Source organism: Shewanella denitrificans OS217, from assembly GCF_000013765.1.
Lineage (GTDB): Bacteria > Pseudomonadota > Gammaproteobacteria > Enterobacterales > Shewanellaceae > Shewanella > Shewanella denitrificans.
Genome location: NC_007954.1, coordinates 3,453,506 through 3,468,065, shown reverse-complemented (window position 1 = coordinate 3,468,065; position 14,560 = coordinate 3,453,506). Strand labels below are relative to the sequence as shown.

The window sequence follows — 14,560 nt, the reverse complement described above, 5'->3', positions numbered from 1 at the left end:
AGCTATGGAAGAATTAACTAAGTTGGGCTTAACAGTCACTGAGCTGCGTTTTGCATTAGACACCTTCTATTTTTTAGTCTCAGGGGCGTTAGTCATGTGGATGGCGGCAGGTTTCGCCATGCTAGAGGCGGGACTGGTGCGCTCGAAAAACACCACCGAAATTCTCACCAAAAACGTCTGTCTTTATTCTATTGCTTGCATCATGTATCTGCTGTTGGGGTATAACTTGATGTATGTTGGTAATGAAGAAGGGGGCTGGTTACCTTCTATCGGCAGCCTTATTGGCACCCAAGCAGCTGATGCGGATCATGCCTTAGAGTCAGACTTTTTCTTCCAGGTAGTGTTTGTGGCGACAGCCATGTCTATCGTGTCAGGTGCGGTGGCCGAGCGGATGAAATTATGGGCTTTCTTAGTCTTCTCAGTAGTGATGACAGGGGTTATCTATCCCATCGAAGGCTATTGGACCTGGGGCGGCGGCTTCTTATCTCAAGCGGGTTTTGTGGACTTTGCTGGTAGCGGAATAGTACATATGGCTGGGGCGGCAGCGGCTATTGCTGGGGTCTTGCTCCTTGGGCCACGTAAAGGGAAATATGGTGCAAACGGTCAAGTGAATCCTATACCTGGTTCTAACTTACCTATGGCAACCTTAGGCATGTTTATCCTGTGGATGGGCTGGTTTGGCTTTAATGGCGGCTCGCAGCTCTTAGTGTCGGATGCGGCAAATGCGACGTCAGTGGCTAAAATTTTTGTTAATACGAATTCAGCGGCGGCATTTGGTGCAATATCAGCGCTATTATTATGCAAGTACATCTGGGGAAAAGCGGATCTCACCATGATACTTAACGGCGCCCTTGCTGGGCTAGTGGCGATCACCGCCGATCCTCTGTCACCCTCGTTACTCGCTGCTGGTGGTATTGGCGCATTAGCCGGGCTCTTGGTAGTGTTCGCTATCGTTGGGCTAGATAGAATCAAAATTGATGATCCAGTTGGGGCGATTTCGGTGCACGGCGGTGCGGGGATATTGGGCTTACTATTGGTGCCGATTTCCAATGAGGAGGCCAGCTTTTCAACTCAAATCTTGGGTATAGTGGTTATTTTTTCTTGGGTATTCTTGGCATCAATCGCTGTGTGGTTTGTGTTAAAGCTAACCATGGGGATCCGCGTCTCAGAAGAGGAAGAGTACAATGGTATGGATGCCTCTGATTGTGGCGTAGATGCTTACCCTGAGTTTGTGTCGGTTAAAAACGCGTCCTAATGGCTAAACGGGCATTGAAAGGGATCACTGGGTGATCCCTTTTGCTTGTGCTTAGGTTAAGCTTAAGCAAAGCCAATGCTTAGGAGGTTAATATGCGCTTACTGTCCGAGTTTTTCTATCCCTCACGCCAGACTCTCCCCCAAGGAATACCAAGCTTAACTCAGCTTGTGCTGGCTCTTGCCTTACTGTTTAGCATCAATACTTATGTGTTTGCTGGCACTGTGGTTGTGAGGAAATCAACCGAGCCTTTCGATGCGTTTGTCCTTAGGGATGAATTGGCCAAGCAGCATGAGTGGCAACAAGCACTGGCCCAGCAAGCGCAGCTCAATATTATTCGCTCATTGCCAGTGGGCTGCTTAACTCTGGTGGCGCCATACCCTTATTATGCTTGTGATGCACGCTTCTACCGTCCCTATCAGCACAGTGGAGAAGCCCTGTATATACAAATCCCTAACCCAAACGATGCATTTAGCTCAGGCTCGGACATGGATTAAATTAGCGTGTTTGAGCTTAGCTTTTACACGTTTTGTTACCCTTATTTCCCTTAGTGACGCGCGGTATTGAGATTGAGCTTCTATGCTTATATTAGTACGCTAAATTGAGGGCTGAGTTATGTCTTTTACACACATAGATTCAGACTTAAGGATTGAGTCTAAGGTCACTGCTCCTAAGCGCATCACAGCTAAACAAGCGAGTGCCACTGAAGATCAAGATTATCGTTATTTCATCAACCGGCAAGGCTTAATTCATTGGGCTTTTTTTCTATTTTTGGCTTGTACTCTACTGGGTTGTGCATCTGACCAACAAGCACTAAGACAAATCGATCAGCGGGAGATTTTTAACGATGCCTTGTTTGCTGCTGATGTCTATGTGCCCGCTCCTGAAGCCATTTTTGCACTAAGAGAGCAAGATAAAATTGAATTAAAACGTGCCTTTGCCCGTTCTCAGTCAAAAAGACAAAACCTTATTTCTCCCCATGTGTGGCTGGGTCAATACATCAATGCCCATAAGGGGGGATTTGCCTACCAAGATAATATCACTCGAATAGCCGATGACACTATGACTGACAGGCAAGGTAATTGTATGTCTTTGGTAGTGCTGTCTGCGAGCCTAGCTGAAGTGCTTAATATCCCAGTGAAAATTCAAGATATTGAAGTCGAGCCTATATGGGACAGACGGGGTGGTTTTTACTTAGTTAATGGTCATGTTAACCTTAAATTATTAGCGCCTACGGATAATCAGAGCATCATAGTCACTAAATCAGAAATTCTAGTGGATTTTTTACCCGAACGTGCCATTCGTGGTTATCGCGCTACTGTCATCAATAAGCAGCGGTTAGTGGCAATGTTTTACAATAATGTCGCCGCCGAAGCCATGGTGCAAGGTGATTATGACACTGCATATGCCTATGCTAAGCAATCACTTGAAACCGATCCTTACTTTGTATCTGGGGTGAACACCTTAGCGGTTATTTACCGTCATAAAGGTCAAGATAAATTAGCTGAAAAAGTCTATCGCCATGGCATAGCCTTAGATGAAGATAACTTAATTACACTCTATAATTTGTCCTTGATTCTAGGTGAGCAAGATAGGCTCGATGAATGGGCGCAAGTTCATAAGAAGCTTGAATTAGCCCGCATAGCCAACCCTTTTTATTATTTTGATATGGCTCAACAAGCGTATTTCGACAAAGAATACCAACACGCCTTGACTTGGTATAAGCGCGCGGTTGAGAAAGCGGATTATCGCCATGAGTTCTATTTCGGTCTTTCAAGGGCCTATTGGGCAACAGGCGATGAAAGACGGGCAAAGAAGCACATGGAAAAAGCCATTCAGCTCAGTAGTGCCGATAATAAACACAGATACCAGTTAAAACTGCAGGCGATGCAGGGGCATTAATGGCTTAAGGTTATCTCTGCTTGTTCATTGGGCCCACCTTCAGTGGGCTTTTTTATTTATTGCGGCTCTGACCTCATCAATACAATAGATTAATGAATATTATTTGATGAGGCGAATGTTAGGTTGCATAAGCAGTTCAAACTCATTAAATTGAAAGGTCACCCTAAAGTTCGCGCCCGACCTTAAACCTATGCAGCATAAGCATTAAGTTTGATGAAGTTCCTCGCGTTACTGTTACGGCCGATGTGTGTCGGTAAGCTGCTGGAGTTGTAAAACCTATGTATTATCAAAATGATGACCTTCGAATTAATGAAGTCAAAGAGCTGTTACCTCCAATCGCTATTATTGAACGATTTCCAGCATCGGAATCAGCCTCCACTTGTGTTTTTAATGCACGTCACAGCATACAGCAACTGCTGGGCAAACAAGATGACAGGTTACTTGTGGTCATAGGCCCTTGTTCTATTCACGATCCTAAGGCGGCGCTTGAATACGGCAAGCAGTTAACTCAGCTTAGGGAAAAGTATAAAGATCAATTGGAAATTGTGATGCGAGTGTATTTTGAAAAACCTCGCACTAGCGTTGGCTGGAAAGGCTTAATTAACGATCCTTATATGGATAACAGTTTTCAGCTTAATGATGGACTACGTACTGCCCGCAAACTCTTAGTGGATCTTAATGATGCCGGAATGCCGACTGCCGGTGAGTTTTTAGATATGATCACCCCGCAATATGTGGCAGATCTTATGTGTTGGGGTGCCATTGGCGCTCGTACAACAGAATCCCAAGTTCACAGAGAGCTGGCATCAGGGTTATCTTGTCCTGTGGGTTTTAAAAATGGCACAGATGGCACCATTAAAGTGGCGATAGACGCCATTAGGGCTGCTAATGCGCCACATCATTTCTTGTCTGTGACCAAGTTCGGTCATTCTGCCATAGTGTCAACTAAGGGAAACCCTGATTGCCACATTATATTACGTGGTGGCCGCGAGCCCAATTACGCTGCAGAATCTGTTGCAGATATTAGAGCTCAGCTAAAGCAAGCAGGGCAAGCGGACAATATCATGATCGATTTTAGCCATGCTAATAGCGGTAAAGACTATCGTCAGCAGATGCAGGTTGCAGAAGTGGTTGCTGCTCAAATGGCCGAAGGCAATACAGGAATTATGGGGGTTATGGTTGAGAGCCACTTGGTTGAAGGGCGGCAAGATCTGGTAGAAGGCGCGAGCTTAACTTATGGTCAAAGTATCACAGATGCGTGCATAGGTTGGGCTGACACACAAGCCTTGGTGGCGACATTAAACCAAGCCGTGCTTGCAAGGCGCACACGCTAACACTTGTCGTAGTTATTCGCGTTTTGATAGAGCGTTAAGCATAAGGGTGGAGCCTTTATGTGACGCGCTCTAACAAAATGTCTGGGTTATTTTTTATGGGCGTTTGAAAGGTATTCATTGGCTTTGGCTAAACTACCAAAAGCGGAAATGAGATTATCACGGCCCTTTTGTTGTAATTCAGGATCCCCCGATTCAATCATCATCCATACCCAAGTTTGTATGAGTGGCAGTGGTGGGTAATGAGGTATTTTGGGGTCTAACATAACAATTCCTTCAAGCTGATGATAAATATCCTATGAACTAGGTGATGCCAAAGGGATAATGCAAAACTTAATGATTTATTTTGCATGCTACTCGCCAGCACTGATTGCTCGATAGTATAGGTTCAGGCGTATTTTTTAAGATGCAGGGTAGCAAATTCTACCAATCTGTTTAACCATTAACAGCAATAAAGTGATAAATTTAACTAAAAAATTACAAGCCACCTAGCCTTTTATCTTACCGCGCTGCCTTTTTATCAATCATAAGTATTACTTTGGTGTAAGTGCAACAGAGTACCACAACTCATTTTTTGTTATAACCGGAGTTAACATGCGTCCCTCTTCTTATTTAGAAAAAGAACCTGCCAGTCTAAATTGGCGAGTCATTGAGCGGCTGACTCCGTATTTACTCGAGTATAAATTAAGGATTTTTCTTGCGTTAATCTGTCTAGTGGTCGCAAAACTTGCCAGCGTCGGCTTGCCGTTTATTCTAAAAGACATTGTTGATACTTTGAGCCTCCCCCAAGGCCAATCTAGCCTAGAGAACAGCACACTCACTGCCGTGGCATTAGTCCCTATGGCATTAGTACTGGCTTATGGCTGTGTGCGTTTTCTCAATGTCATTATTGGGGAAATACGTGACACCTTATTTGGCCGAGTGACTGAGCGGGCGATTAGGCGGTTAGGTTTGTCTGTGTTCGAACATTTACATGCATTGGATCTGGACTTTCATTTAGACCGGCGCACCGGTGGCTTGTCTCGGGATATTGAGCGAGGCACCAGTGGAATTAGCTTTTTAATGCGCTTTATGGTGTTTAATATTGTGCCTACCTTGCTGGAAATTGCCTTAGTCATAGGGATATTTTTCTATCAATACGGTATTGAGTTCGCCGGGATTACGTTAGTTTCAGTGCTCTTGTATATCGCTTACTCAGTGATAGCCACCCAGTGGCGCACGGGTTTTGTCCGTGATGCTGCTAAAGCTGATACTATTTCAAATGGCCGTGCCATCGACAGTCTGCTTAACTATGAAACCGTTAAATACTTTAATAATGAAGTATTTGAAGCTAAAAGATATGACGAAGCCTTATCGCAATGGGAACAGGCCAAGCGTAAGAACCGGCTGTCATTGTTAGTGCTTAACTCGGGGCAGGCCTTGATCATTGCAGTGGCGATGACCGCTATGATGGCGTTGGCAGCCATTGAAGTGGCCAACAACAGCATGACCATAGGCGACTTTGTGTTGATTAATGCCTTTATGATGCAACTATTTATTCCGTTGAATTTTTTAGGTTTCGTTTATCGAGAAATCCGCGGCGCTTTAGCTAATATTGAACGCATGTTTGAGCTGTTAGCGCTGACACCTAAAATTACCAATCTTGAACACGCCATAGACCAAAGCCCTGAACTTCCCCAGGTGGAGTTCAACGAGGTCAGTTTCGATTACGACGGTCGCCCTATTATTCAAGGCATAAGCTTCCTAGTGCCTGCCGGCAAAAAGGTGGCTGTAGTCGGTGACAGCGGCGCCGGTAAATCGACCTTAATTAAGCTGTTATTTCGATTCTATGATGTGAGTCAAGGGGCGATAAGTATTGGCGGCACAGATATCAGGAAGCTGAGCTTAGCGGCACTTAGGCAGAGCATAGCTATTGTGCCGCAAGATACCGTGCTCTTTAATGACACCTTGTATGACAATATTCGCTATGGCCGCCCCGATGCAACGGATGCTGAAATCAAACAAGCGGCCAAGTTAGCGCATCTGAGTGATTTTGTTGAGTCATTGCCACTCAAATGGCAAACCAAGGTGGGGGAGCGCGGCTTAAAGCTCTCTGGGGGAGAGAAGCAGCGGGTTTCTATCGCCAGAGCCATTTTGAAGGGCGCCAGTATATTGGTGTTCGATGAGGCGACATCATCATTAGACAGTCACGCCGAAAAGGCCATTCTTGATGCCTTAAAGGCTGCGGCTAAAGGGCATACAAGTTTGGTGGTAGCCCATAGGTTATCGACCATAGTGGATGCAGATACTATTCTCGTCTTAAGTCAGGGCAAGGTTGTTGAACAGGGGACTCATGACAGCTTATTAAGTCAGCAAGGTTTATATGCGCGGCTGTGGCGACTTCAGAACGAGACTCAATAGAATAAAATCCCTAGGATTAACAGCTGTGTGTTTTTAGTGCGTTTGAATGGGCATGACACTTTGTCACTTGGCTCTTAAGTGGCACGAAACAGCAAGACGAATTAGTAAGGCCGCAGTGGAATGACGGGAAAGTAGAAAAGCGGTGGAATTGGTGAAATAAGCTATTTATTTGAATTTTTAGTCAGATCTTTTTGCCATGCATGGCAATACATTTTAAGCAAGGGTGTTGCGGAGGTATCTTCTACTAAACGGATAATCTTGCCATTTTCAAAGCACACACGCACACCTTCAATTTCAGTCAGTTTACTGCAATTGTCGCAGCTTACACTGACGGTCTTTTGTGTCACATGGATGTTTTTAGGCGCGGGTTTCAACATGTATCCCTTTCCGTGGTTCTCGTGCTTAAGTTACTGTGAAATGATTGTCTCACTTAGCCTTAATAACACTTAATAGACTCGATATTTTACACTGATTGTTGATCGGGTTCAAAGTATTGCGCTTGATTTACCATAAAGTATTTTTTTGCTATACAATTTTGGATTTTGCTTTATTGATTAGGTGCCTCATCGGCCTAGAAATTTGGCTTCTGGCGGCTTATATATCCATTCCCTCCCTTGCTTTAATTATTTAGATGTTCAATAAGTATACAGCTTAAGTTTTCAATATCTGTGCCGATAGCATGGATATCGGTCACTCTTTATACAGAAAAGGTGAGTTATATGGACATCAATAAACAGTCACAGCTAGGGGCTAATTCAGCTAGCACTAACACTAAATCCAATCATGGCGCGCAAGTCTCTGTTACGGCAAAGGAACCTAAAACACCAGGTATTAATCATGGTCAAGAAGTCAGGGATGTTGCCCGTAAAGAAACAGCGAACCAAACCAGCAAGCAAATGATGAATGCCAGTATTTTGGCAGCTCAAGAAAAGGTTGATTTAGAGTCCGGTGGCAAGTCGATGACCTTGCTTTATAAGGCCGCTATCGAAGCGATTAATAAAGAGTTATCGCCAACGTTAGGCGATAATGCGATCCAGAAAAACGCCGCTAATAATGTCGACTATTCTCCTGAAGCTACCGCAGAGCGAATTGTCAGCTTTGCGACTCAATTCTTCCCACTTCATCAAGAGCGCAATAGCAATATGAGCCTAGATGAGCAGCTGGAAAGCTTTATGGGAATTATCGGTGGCGCAATAGATCAAGGATTTAATGAAGCCAAGGATATCTTAAAAGGCTTACAAGTGCTTAAAGGTGATATCGAATCTGGGGTGAATTCCACCTATGATTTGGTTCAAAAAGGCTTGCAAAGTTTCAGAGATAACATTATTCCTCCAAAAACAGCGTAAAACTAAGCCCGAGTTTGTTGCCTAGCTAATTTACAGCCAAGACTAGGTTTAGTGGTAAGTCACTGATAAGCTACTGACATGTGCCTTTAAATGCATCACAATGCCCTAGAGCATTAGCGAGTTGTGATGGCGTTAGCGTGTGAATTGCGGAGGGGATTTATGTGGACTCAGGGCCTAGTTGTTGCTCGTCGAGACTGGAACGATAAATTATTTACCTTATCCATTAAGGCTGAGATTGCCCCTTTTATAGCAGGGCAATTTATTAAACTGAGTCAGGTACTTGCCGATAAACGTGTCGCTAGGGCTTACTCTATCGTGAGTGCTCCCGATGCTGAGCTGCTTGAAGTCTTGGCTATCAAAGTGGAAGCGGGTCAATTGTCACCCGCCTTGCATCAACTTGCAATTGGAGATGCGATAACCGTCAGCACTAAGGCGGCAGGCTTTTTAACCTTAGACGAACTGCCTCAATCGGCTGATTACAGCAACCTCTGGTTCTTGGCGACGGGCACAGGTGTCGGGCCGTTTATTTCCATGCTGCGCACCCAGGCACCTTGGCTTAAGTATGAAAAAATTATCTTAGTCTATGGCGTTAGTTATCAGACAGATATTGCCTATCATGATGTTATCCAGCAGCTTTTGCTGCAATACCCTAAACAGTTCGTATTTATTCCCATGGTGACGCGGGATCCTGAGGCGAGTGTGAGCATGGCCAATGCATTGCATTGCCGTATTCCTCAAGGATTAGTCTCTGGTGAGTTAGAAACACGGGCTCAAGTGGATATTAACCCCCAAAGTTCACAAGTGATGATTTGCGGTAATCCAGAGATGATATCTGAAGTGCAAACCTTATTACTTGAAAGAGGGCTCAGTAAGAATTTACGCCGCGCTCCCGGTCAAATTACCTTAGAAAAATATTGGTAACTAAGACCTAGGGCCTGTTGATCTTTGCTGGTTGAATTTTGTTCGAGTTAAAAAACGTTTTAATCGAGGCGAATGGATTGAAGCCTAGTCATCTAAGCAAAATCCATTCAACAAAGAATAAAACGTTTTTAGCCGAACCCTTCGGGCAGCGTTTGTTGACCATTTTTACGGCGTTATCGACTTTTTATGTAGAATAACTACACCTCAAAGTCTCTGCCTTGTATAAATGGCCAACAATTCGCTGCAAAAACAACCTTGAAAGATCAACAGGCCCTAGAGCAGTAAAAATAAATAAATTTTCAACGGCCTAAAGCTAGATTAGTGACACTGGGGCAATTCTTCGGCAGACTGTGTCAGTATCAATGGCAGTATTAGCGGTACAGCGTTGAGCTCCACATTATGCTGCTGTATTTGCTTAAGGTCAGTAAGGCCTGCTAATGCCCGAAGTGCTCAGTTTAGCCATAGCTTAAATTCTGCTTCTGCTGGGCTAAAATGAGCTAATAATTAGAAACTAAATAAGCCAATTCACTGTATCTAAGTGCTGAGTTAAGTCGATGAGTATATCGATTTGAGTCTCGCCCCAGCAGTGCTTGATTTCACAATGGAACCGCAAACTATGCCTCGCGAACAATTAGGGATTTGTGCTGAGATAAACTTACACAGCGTTTATTTGATGTTTAATGCCATCGAAGGAGAAGAAAACCACCTTCGTCCTTGTATTGCCAATGTCGCCGAGTATATCCATGAATTAGCAGATCAATATGGCGACAGTGCTTTTAATGGTTTCGTGGCCATAGGGGCTAATTTTTGGGATACCTTTTATCCTGCAGCTCGCCCAGCACTACTCAAACCCTTTCCTGCCATGTCTAAAGACAACCGCGAAGCTCCTGGGTTAGAGTTCGATCTGTTTGTGCAGTTACGCTGCGATCGCTACGATGTGCTGCACTTGGTGGCCAATGAAATCAATCAAATGCTAGAAGGTCTAGTGGAGTTGATGGAAGAAGAGCGGGGTTTCCGTTTTATGGACAGCCGCGATTTAACCGGTTTTGTCGACGGTACTGAAAACCCCAAAGGCCAGCATCGTCAGCAAGTGGCCTTAGTGGGCAATGAGGATATCGGCTTTAAAAATGGCAGCTATGCCCATGTGCAAAAGTTTGCCCACGACTTAAGCAGTTGGCAGAGATTAAGCGTTAAAAAGCAAGAGGATATTATTGGTCGTACTAAGTCAGATAATATTGAATACGCCTCAGAAGATAAGCCACTGACGAGCCACATCAAGCGGGTTAACCTTAAAAACGATCAGGGTGAGCCTATGGAGATTTTGCGTCAAAGCATGCCCTATGGCTCCCTAAAAGAACAAGGGCTGATGTTTATCTCTTTGTGCCATACCCCAGACTACTTTGAAAAAATGCTTCATAGCATGGTACATGGCGATGGCGCGGGTAATCACGATCACTTGATGAATTTCACCCATGCGCTAACGGGTTCTTCCTTCTTTGTGCCCTCGGTAGATTTTTTAGCCCAGTTTGAAGAAGAATAGTCAGCCTCACAGCACACTTAGATTTACACAAAAACGCACCTTAATTGGTGCGTTTTCTTATGTCTGCCACTTAGTGATATCCTGCTGCCACTTCTGGGCAATAAAGTCGATAAAGGCACGTACGTGCAACAGCTGATAGCTGCGAGATAAGTACACTGCCCACAGTGGTTTGCCGGGAGAGACATACTGAGGTAACACCTCAATAAGCTGTCCGTCGGCTAAATAGGGATTGGCCAAATCTGCTGGTAAACACACGAGGCCCTTGGCCAGCAGCGCTGCCTTGATTAGCACCCCCATGTCATTAGCTTGTAAATTACCGCCTACATTTAACTGCTGATGCTGATTGTCTATGAGCCAGTGCCACTGAGATTGACTCGTGTGCACTAGGCAGTTGTGACGGCCGATATCGGCAATATTTATGATGGGCTCATGATGTTCCAGATACTCAGGTGCAGCACAAATAACACTATCAATTTGCATCAAACGCCGGGCGATTAAGTTGTCGTCCGGCTGATGAGTATACCTCAGCGCGATATCCACTCGCTCACCCACCATGGCGGCTAGGGAGTCTGCGAGCACAAATTGAAATTTAACATTGGGGTGCAGGGCGATAAATTCATTTACCACATCAAACAATTTATGCTGACCCAGGCCGATAGGGGAGGCAAGACGAATGGTGCCCACAAGCTTGGTATTGTGCTGCTGAGCCCGACTTTGCATCTGCGCCACACCACTTAGGATCTCTTGGCAATAACTCAAGGTTTCCTCACCTTCTAAGGTCAGGCTAACGCTACGGGTAGTGCGATGTAATAACCGCAAGTTTAGCCATTGCTCCAGTTCCTTAACATGCCTAGAAACCTGTAAACGGCTCAAATTAAGCTGCTCTGCGGCTTGGGTGAAGCTGGCGCAATCGGCCACTTCAACGAAGCTGCGCATGGCGGTGAGTCTATCCATGGAATTTGCCTTCTTGATATCGCTTATTTGTATCTTTAATGGATGCAATTATGTGCCAATATCGATATTTATCATCTAATATCGGACAAGTAAACTGGCTTCATTGTTAATCATCACTGAGGTTAGAATATGAAAATCGGTATTTTAGGTGCAACAGGTTGGATAGGCGGCGAAATATTAGCTCAAGCAATAAATCGTGGTTATGAGTTGGCCGCCTTGGTTCGAGACAGGAGCAAGCTCGCTGGCAGCGACTTGGCTCTGGGCGAAATAGAGATACGTGAAATCGATTTATCCCAGCCATTACTGGCAAGCACATTCGCAGGACTGGACGTGGTTATTGCAGCCATTGGCGGCAGGGCAGGGCACAATCATGAGTTAGTCGCAGCAACGGCGATTAAGTTGTTGGCATTACTGCCAAGCACTCAGGTAACAAGACTGTTATGGGTAGGCGGCGCAGGCAGTTTAGAAGTGGCGCCAGGAGTGAGCTTAGTATCAACCGCTGAATTCCCTGCAGAGTACAAGGCAGAAGCGTTAGCCCAAGGTGAAGCCTTAGGCATATTTCAAGCATATCAAGGTGAGCTTAACTGGACCTTTGTCAGTCCCGCAGCAGAGATTTATCCCGGTGACAGTCAAGGTACTTATCGCGTCGGCGGTGATGACTGCTTTACCGATGAAAATGGACGTAGCCATATTTCAGTGACGGACTATGCCTGCGCCATGTTAGATGAACTTGATAGTGGGGAACATCCACAGCAAAGGATCAGCATCGCTTATTAATTTGAAAGGGAACAACCCTTACAGCATGTTAAAAATAGAAATACCGTTCACCTTAAGTAAACGGTATTAACCTTTAAAACCTTTCTATTGAGGAACCATAATACTGTAAGGTTACACCTTGAATTCACCCACAGAAGCTTGTAACTCTTCGGCAAGTTTGGCGACTTGATGACTTGATTCAGAGGTTTGACTTGCTCCTGTAGCAGTTTCTTCCGAAATCGAGGCGATATGCTCTAATTTCTCAGAAACTTGGCTACTGACTAGATTTTGCTCTTGAGCTGCATGGGCTATATGGTTACCAGCATCGAAAGCTTTATGAACCGATTGGCTAATGCTTTCAAGTGCAAGGTTTGCCTGTTCAGTTTTATCTACACAGGTATTGGCTTGCTCTCTTCCCAAATCCATCGCGGCTACTGCTTGCTGAGCACCTTTTTGCAGCACTTCGATCATCTGCTGGATTTCTTGGGTCGAGACTTGGGTGCGAGACGCTAAGCTTCGCACTTCATCAGCCACAACAGCAAAGCCACGTCCTTGTTCTCCTGCACGTGCAGCCTCAATGGCGGCGTTTAACGCTAATAGGTTAGTCTGCTCGGCAATACCGCGAATAACATCCAAAATAGAGCCAATGGCCGCACTATCTGTGTGTAATTTATTAATCACTATGTTTGCTTTACCAATTTCATCCGCAAGAGACAAGATGGTGAGCTTGTTTTCCTCAGCAATTTTGCGCATATGCTGAGTTTCTTGATCGGCTTGTTTAATCTGCTCTAAGGCATGATCTGCACTCAAGGAAACCTGCTGAGCACTGGAGCTTAATTCTGTGGTCGCAGTAGCGATTTGATCGACTTGGTTCTTTTGCTCTTTAATGCTGACCGTCGTCTGGCTGGTGATAGCAGAAGTCTGCTCGGCTGCTGCTGCCAGTTGATTGGATCTATCGAGTATGCCTATGATAAGTCTTCGTAGACTATCAACTAAAAGATTGCAGTTTGCTGACAGCTCGGCAAATTCATCGTGTCCTGAATCATCAAGCTTATGGGTCAAATCCCCAGAGGCTAATACAGTTAGCGCTTGATTAACTTTCGCCAGAGATTGAGTTAAAGGTTTGACCACGGCATAACTCACGCCTATGGCCACAACGATGGCTAAGGCAACTACCATCATGGTATTAATGCTCGCCTTATCAATATTGCTAATGGCATCGTTACTTATTTCTGTTGCGAAGGCATCAATGTTGCGTGCTAGCACTTTCATTTTAGCGTTGACATCAAGTAAGGAGTTGTTCATTTCAGCAAGCTTGGCATGAGCGCTTTGTTCGTGATTAATTTGGCTGGCTTTTAAGGTGATTATCGAATTGTTACCCGACAACTGAGCAAACACTTTATCGGTTTCTTTGTTGAGATCGGCTAATACATCTTCATCTATGATGCCGTCACCTTGACGATTGATATAGTCAATTTTGTTTTTGATCTCGCTGACCATGTAATCAAGTTCTTTGACGATAAGATCGTATTTATTGTTATCTTCGGCACTCACTAAGTCGTAAACCGTGGTAATGATGTTGATGAAGTTGGTTTCCACAAGGCTTGCTGAAGCTGCAAGACTTTTTTCTGTTTGATCGTCACTGCTATCTAAATCAGTAATATCCATTAATAACGAGGATGCATCATCGGCAGCGTCTTCGAGTTTGCTGCGCATTACCAGCAAGGCTTCTTGCTCACTTAAGGCGCTATTACGCTCATTGAGCACGGTTTGGCTAATATTCTCAAATTGAGCGTAGCTTGATTTAAGTTGACTTAATGGACTTGAAAATTCCACTTGGTTGACAATTAACTGGCTGAGTTTAGCTAGCTGTTGATTAAATTGATTAGCCTGTTGCTTTAATCTTTGCTCAATTGGTGGGATTTTACTGGAATGGTTACTGTAATAGGCGAGTAAGGCTTGCACTTGTTGGGAGCTGATATTCTCTGATAAGTCATTGGTCGCATTGAGTGCTGGCAGACTTATGCTTTGCAGTGTCGTTGTACTGTCCTTGATACTGGAGTTCGTCAACAGCGTTACGCCACCGAGAAGTATCAATAAAAGCGTGACTATGGAAAAACCGCCAATAACCCTGGTGGCAACATTAATTTTCATAAAA

The 14,560-nt window shown here is 44.6% G+C and carries 13 protein-coding genes and 1 pseudogene; 10 read left to right on the top strand and 4 right to left on the bottom strand.

Translation table 11 applies throughout. The annotated features are described in order from the left end of the window. Nucleotides 1-4 precede the first annotated feature (4 nt). From SDEN_RS15090 to aroG, 4 genes are all read left to right on the top strand, one after another. Nucleotides 5-1,255, top strand: a complete 1,251-nt coding sequence (locus tag SDEN_RS15090; protein WP_011497331.1) for an ammonium transporter — start codon at nucleotides 5-7, stop codon at nucleotides 1,253-1,255. A 92-nt stretch (nucleotides 1,256-1,347) separates the two neighbouring features. Then, nucleotides 1,348-1,749 (top strand): hypothetical protein, encoded by a 402-nt coding sequence (locus tag SDEN_RS15085; RefSeq protein ID WP_011497330.1) that lies wholly within the window; start codon nucleotides 1,348-1,350, stop codon nucleotides 1,747-1,749. Between the two features lie 274 nt (nucleotides 1,750-2,023). Next, complete coding sequence (locus SDEN_RS15080) at nucleotides 2,024-3,154, top strand: tetratricopeptide repeat protein (protein ID WP_011497329.1); 1,131 nt, start codon at nucleotides 2,024-2,026, stop codon at nucleotides 3,152-3,154. Nucleotides 3,155-3,432: 278 nt separating this feature from the next. Continuing rightward, nucleotides 3,433-4,488 (top strand): 3-deoxy-7-phosphoheptulonate synthase AroG, encoded by a 1,056-nt coding sequence (aroG, locus tag SDEN_RS15075; protein WP_011497328.1) that lies wholly within the window; start codon nucleotides 3,433-3,435, stop codon nucleotides 4,486-4,488. Nucleotides 4,489-4,574: 86 nt separating this feature from the next. On the opposite strand, the gene SDEN_RS20385 is transcribed toward aroG, so the two are convergent. Beyond that, a complete protein-coding gene (locus SDEN_RS20385) occupies nucleotides 4,575-4,751 on the bottom strand; it encodes a hypothetical protein (protein WP_011497327.1) in 177 nt (58 codons plus the stop codon). Between the two features lie 328 nt (nucleotides 4,752-5,079). Between SDEN_RS20385 and SDEN_RS15070 the strand changes: the two genes are divergently transcribed. Then, nucleotides 5,080-6,885: an ABCB family ABC transporter ATP-binding protein/permease gene (locus tag SDEN_RS15070; protein WP_011497326.1), complete on the top strand. Its 1,806-nt coding sequence runs from the start codon at nucleotides 5,080-5,082 to the stop codon at nucleotides 6,883-6,885. Nucleotides 6,886-7,046: 161 nt separating this feature from the next. Here the strand turns inward: SDEN_RS15070 and SDEN_RS15065 are convergent, their stop codons facing one another. Then, on the bottom strand, nucleotides 7,047-7,262 hold the full coding sequence (locus SDEN_RS15065) for a hypothetical protein (protein WP_011497325.1): 216 nt from the start codon (nucleotides 7,260-7,262) through the stop codon (nucleotides 7,047-7,049). 342 nt (nucleotides 7,263-7,604) lie between these two features. On the opposite strand from SDEN_RS15065, the gene SDEN_RS15060 reads away from it, so the two are divergent. The 4 genes and pseudogenes from SDEN_RS15060 to SDEN_RS15050 all read left to right on the top strand — a co-directional run bounded on the left by SDEN_RS15060 (nucleotide 7,605) and on the right by SDEN_RS15050 (nucleotide 10,692). Beyond that, entirely contained in the window at nucleotides 7,605-8,231 is a 627-nt protein-coding gene (locus tag SDEN_RS15060) for a DUF5610 domain-containing protein (protein WP_011497324.1), read from the top strand. 159 nt (nucleotides 8,232-8,390) lie between these two features. Then, nucleotides 8,391-9,152: a ferredoxin--NADP reductase gene (locus SDEN_RS15055; RefSeq protein WP_011497323.1), complete on the top strand. Its 762-nt coding sequence runs from the start codon at nucleotides 8,391-8,393 to the stop codon at nucleotides 9,150-9,152. A 77-nt stretch (nucleotides 9,153-9,229) separates the two neighbouring features. Then, nucleotides 9,230-9,463: pseudogene (locus SDEN_RS20890) on the top strand (hypothetical protein). A gap of 290 nt (nucleotides 9,464-9,753) precedes the next feature. Continuing rightward, complete coding sequence (locus SDEN_RS15050) at nucleotides 9,754-10,692, top strand: Dyp-type peroxidase (RefSeq protein ID WP_011497322.1); 939 nt, start codon at nucleotides 9,754-9,756, stop codon at nucleotides 10,690-10,692. Between the two features lie 57 nt (nucleotides 10,693-10,749). Here the strand turns inward: SDEN_RS15050 and SDEN_RS15045 are convergent, their stop codons facing one another. Then, nucleotides 10,750-11,646 (bottom strand): LysR family transcriptional regulator, encoded by an 897-nt coding sequence (locus tag SDEN_RS15045; protein WP_011497321.1) that lies wholly within the window; start codon nucleotides 11,644-11,646, stop codon nucleotides 10,750-10,752. A 129-nt stretch (nucleotides 11,647-11,775) separates the two neighbouring features. Between SDEN_RS15045 and SDEN_RS15040 the strand changes: the two genes are divergently transcribed. Further along, a complete protein-coding gene (locus SDEN_RS15040; protein WP_011497320.1) occupies nucleotides 11,776-12,423 on the top strand; it encodes an NAD(P)-dependent oxidoreductase in 648 nt (215 codons plus the stop codon). A gap of 111 nt (nucleotides 12,424-12,534) precedes the next feature. On the opposite strand, the gene SDEN_RS15035 is transcribed toward SDEN_RS15040, so the two are convergent. Next, nucleotides 12,535-14,556 (bottom strand): HAMP domain-containing methyl-accepting chemotaxis protein, encoded by a 2,022-nt coding sequence (locus SDEN_RS15035; RefSeq protein ID WP_011497319.1) that lies wholly within the window; start codon nucleotides 14,554-14,556, stop codon nucleotides 12,535-12,537. Nucleotides 14,557-14,560: the final 4 nt, after the last annotated feature.

Bases quoted from the DNA above. Each gene is read 5' to 3' on its own strand.
- SDEN_RS15045 (WP_011497321.1), bottom strand. From the start codon at position 11,646: ATGGATAGACTCACCGCCATGCGCAGCTTCGTTGAAGTGGCCGATTGC.
- SDEN_RS15090 (WP_011497331.1), top strand. From the start codon at position 5: ATGGAAGAATTAACTAAGTTGGGCTTAACAGTCACTGAGCTGCGTTTT.
- SDEN_RS15055 (WP_011497323.1), top strand. From the start codon at position 8,391: ATGTGGACTCAGGGCCTAGTTGTTGCTCGTCGAGACTGGAACGATAAA.
- aroG (WP_011497328.1), top strand. From the start codon at position 3,433: ATGTATTATCAAAATGATGACCTTCGAATTAATGAAGTCAAAGAGCTG.
- SDEN_RS15065 (WP_011497325.1), bottom strand. From the start codon at position 7,262: ATGTTGAAACCCGCGCCTAAAAACATCCATGTGACACAAAAGACCGTC.
- SDEN_RS20385 (WP_011497327.1), bottom strand. From the start codon at position 4,751: ATGTTAGACCCCAAAATACCTCATTACCCACCACTGCCACTCATACAA.
- SDEN_RS15035 (WP_011497319.1), bottom strand. From the start codon at position 14,556: ATGAAAATTAATGTTGCCACCAGGGTTATTGGCGGTTTTTCCATAGTC.
- SDEN_RS15085 (WP_011497330.1), top strand. From the start codon at position 1,348: ATGCGCTTACTGTCCGAGTTTTTCTATCCCTCACGCCAGACTCTCCCC.
- SDEN_RS15070 (WP_011497326.1), top strand. From the start codon at position 5,080: ATGCGTCCCTCTTCTTATTTAGAAAAAGAACCTGCCAGTCTAAATTGG.
- SDEN_RS15040 (WP_011497320.1), top strand. From the start codon at position 11,776: ATGAAAATCGGTATTTTAGGTGCAACAGGTTGGATAGGCGGCGAAATA.
- SDEN_RS15060 (WP_011497324.1), top strand. From the start codon at position 7,605: ATGGACATCAATAAACAGTCACAGCTAGGGGCTAATTCAGCTAGCACT.
- SDEN_RS15050 (WP_011497322.1), top strand. From the start codon at position 9,754: ATGGAACCGCAAACTATGCCTCGCGAACAATTAGGGATTTGTGCTGAG.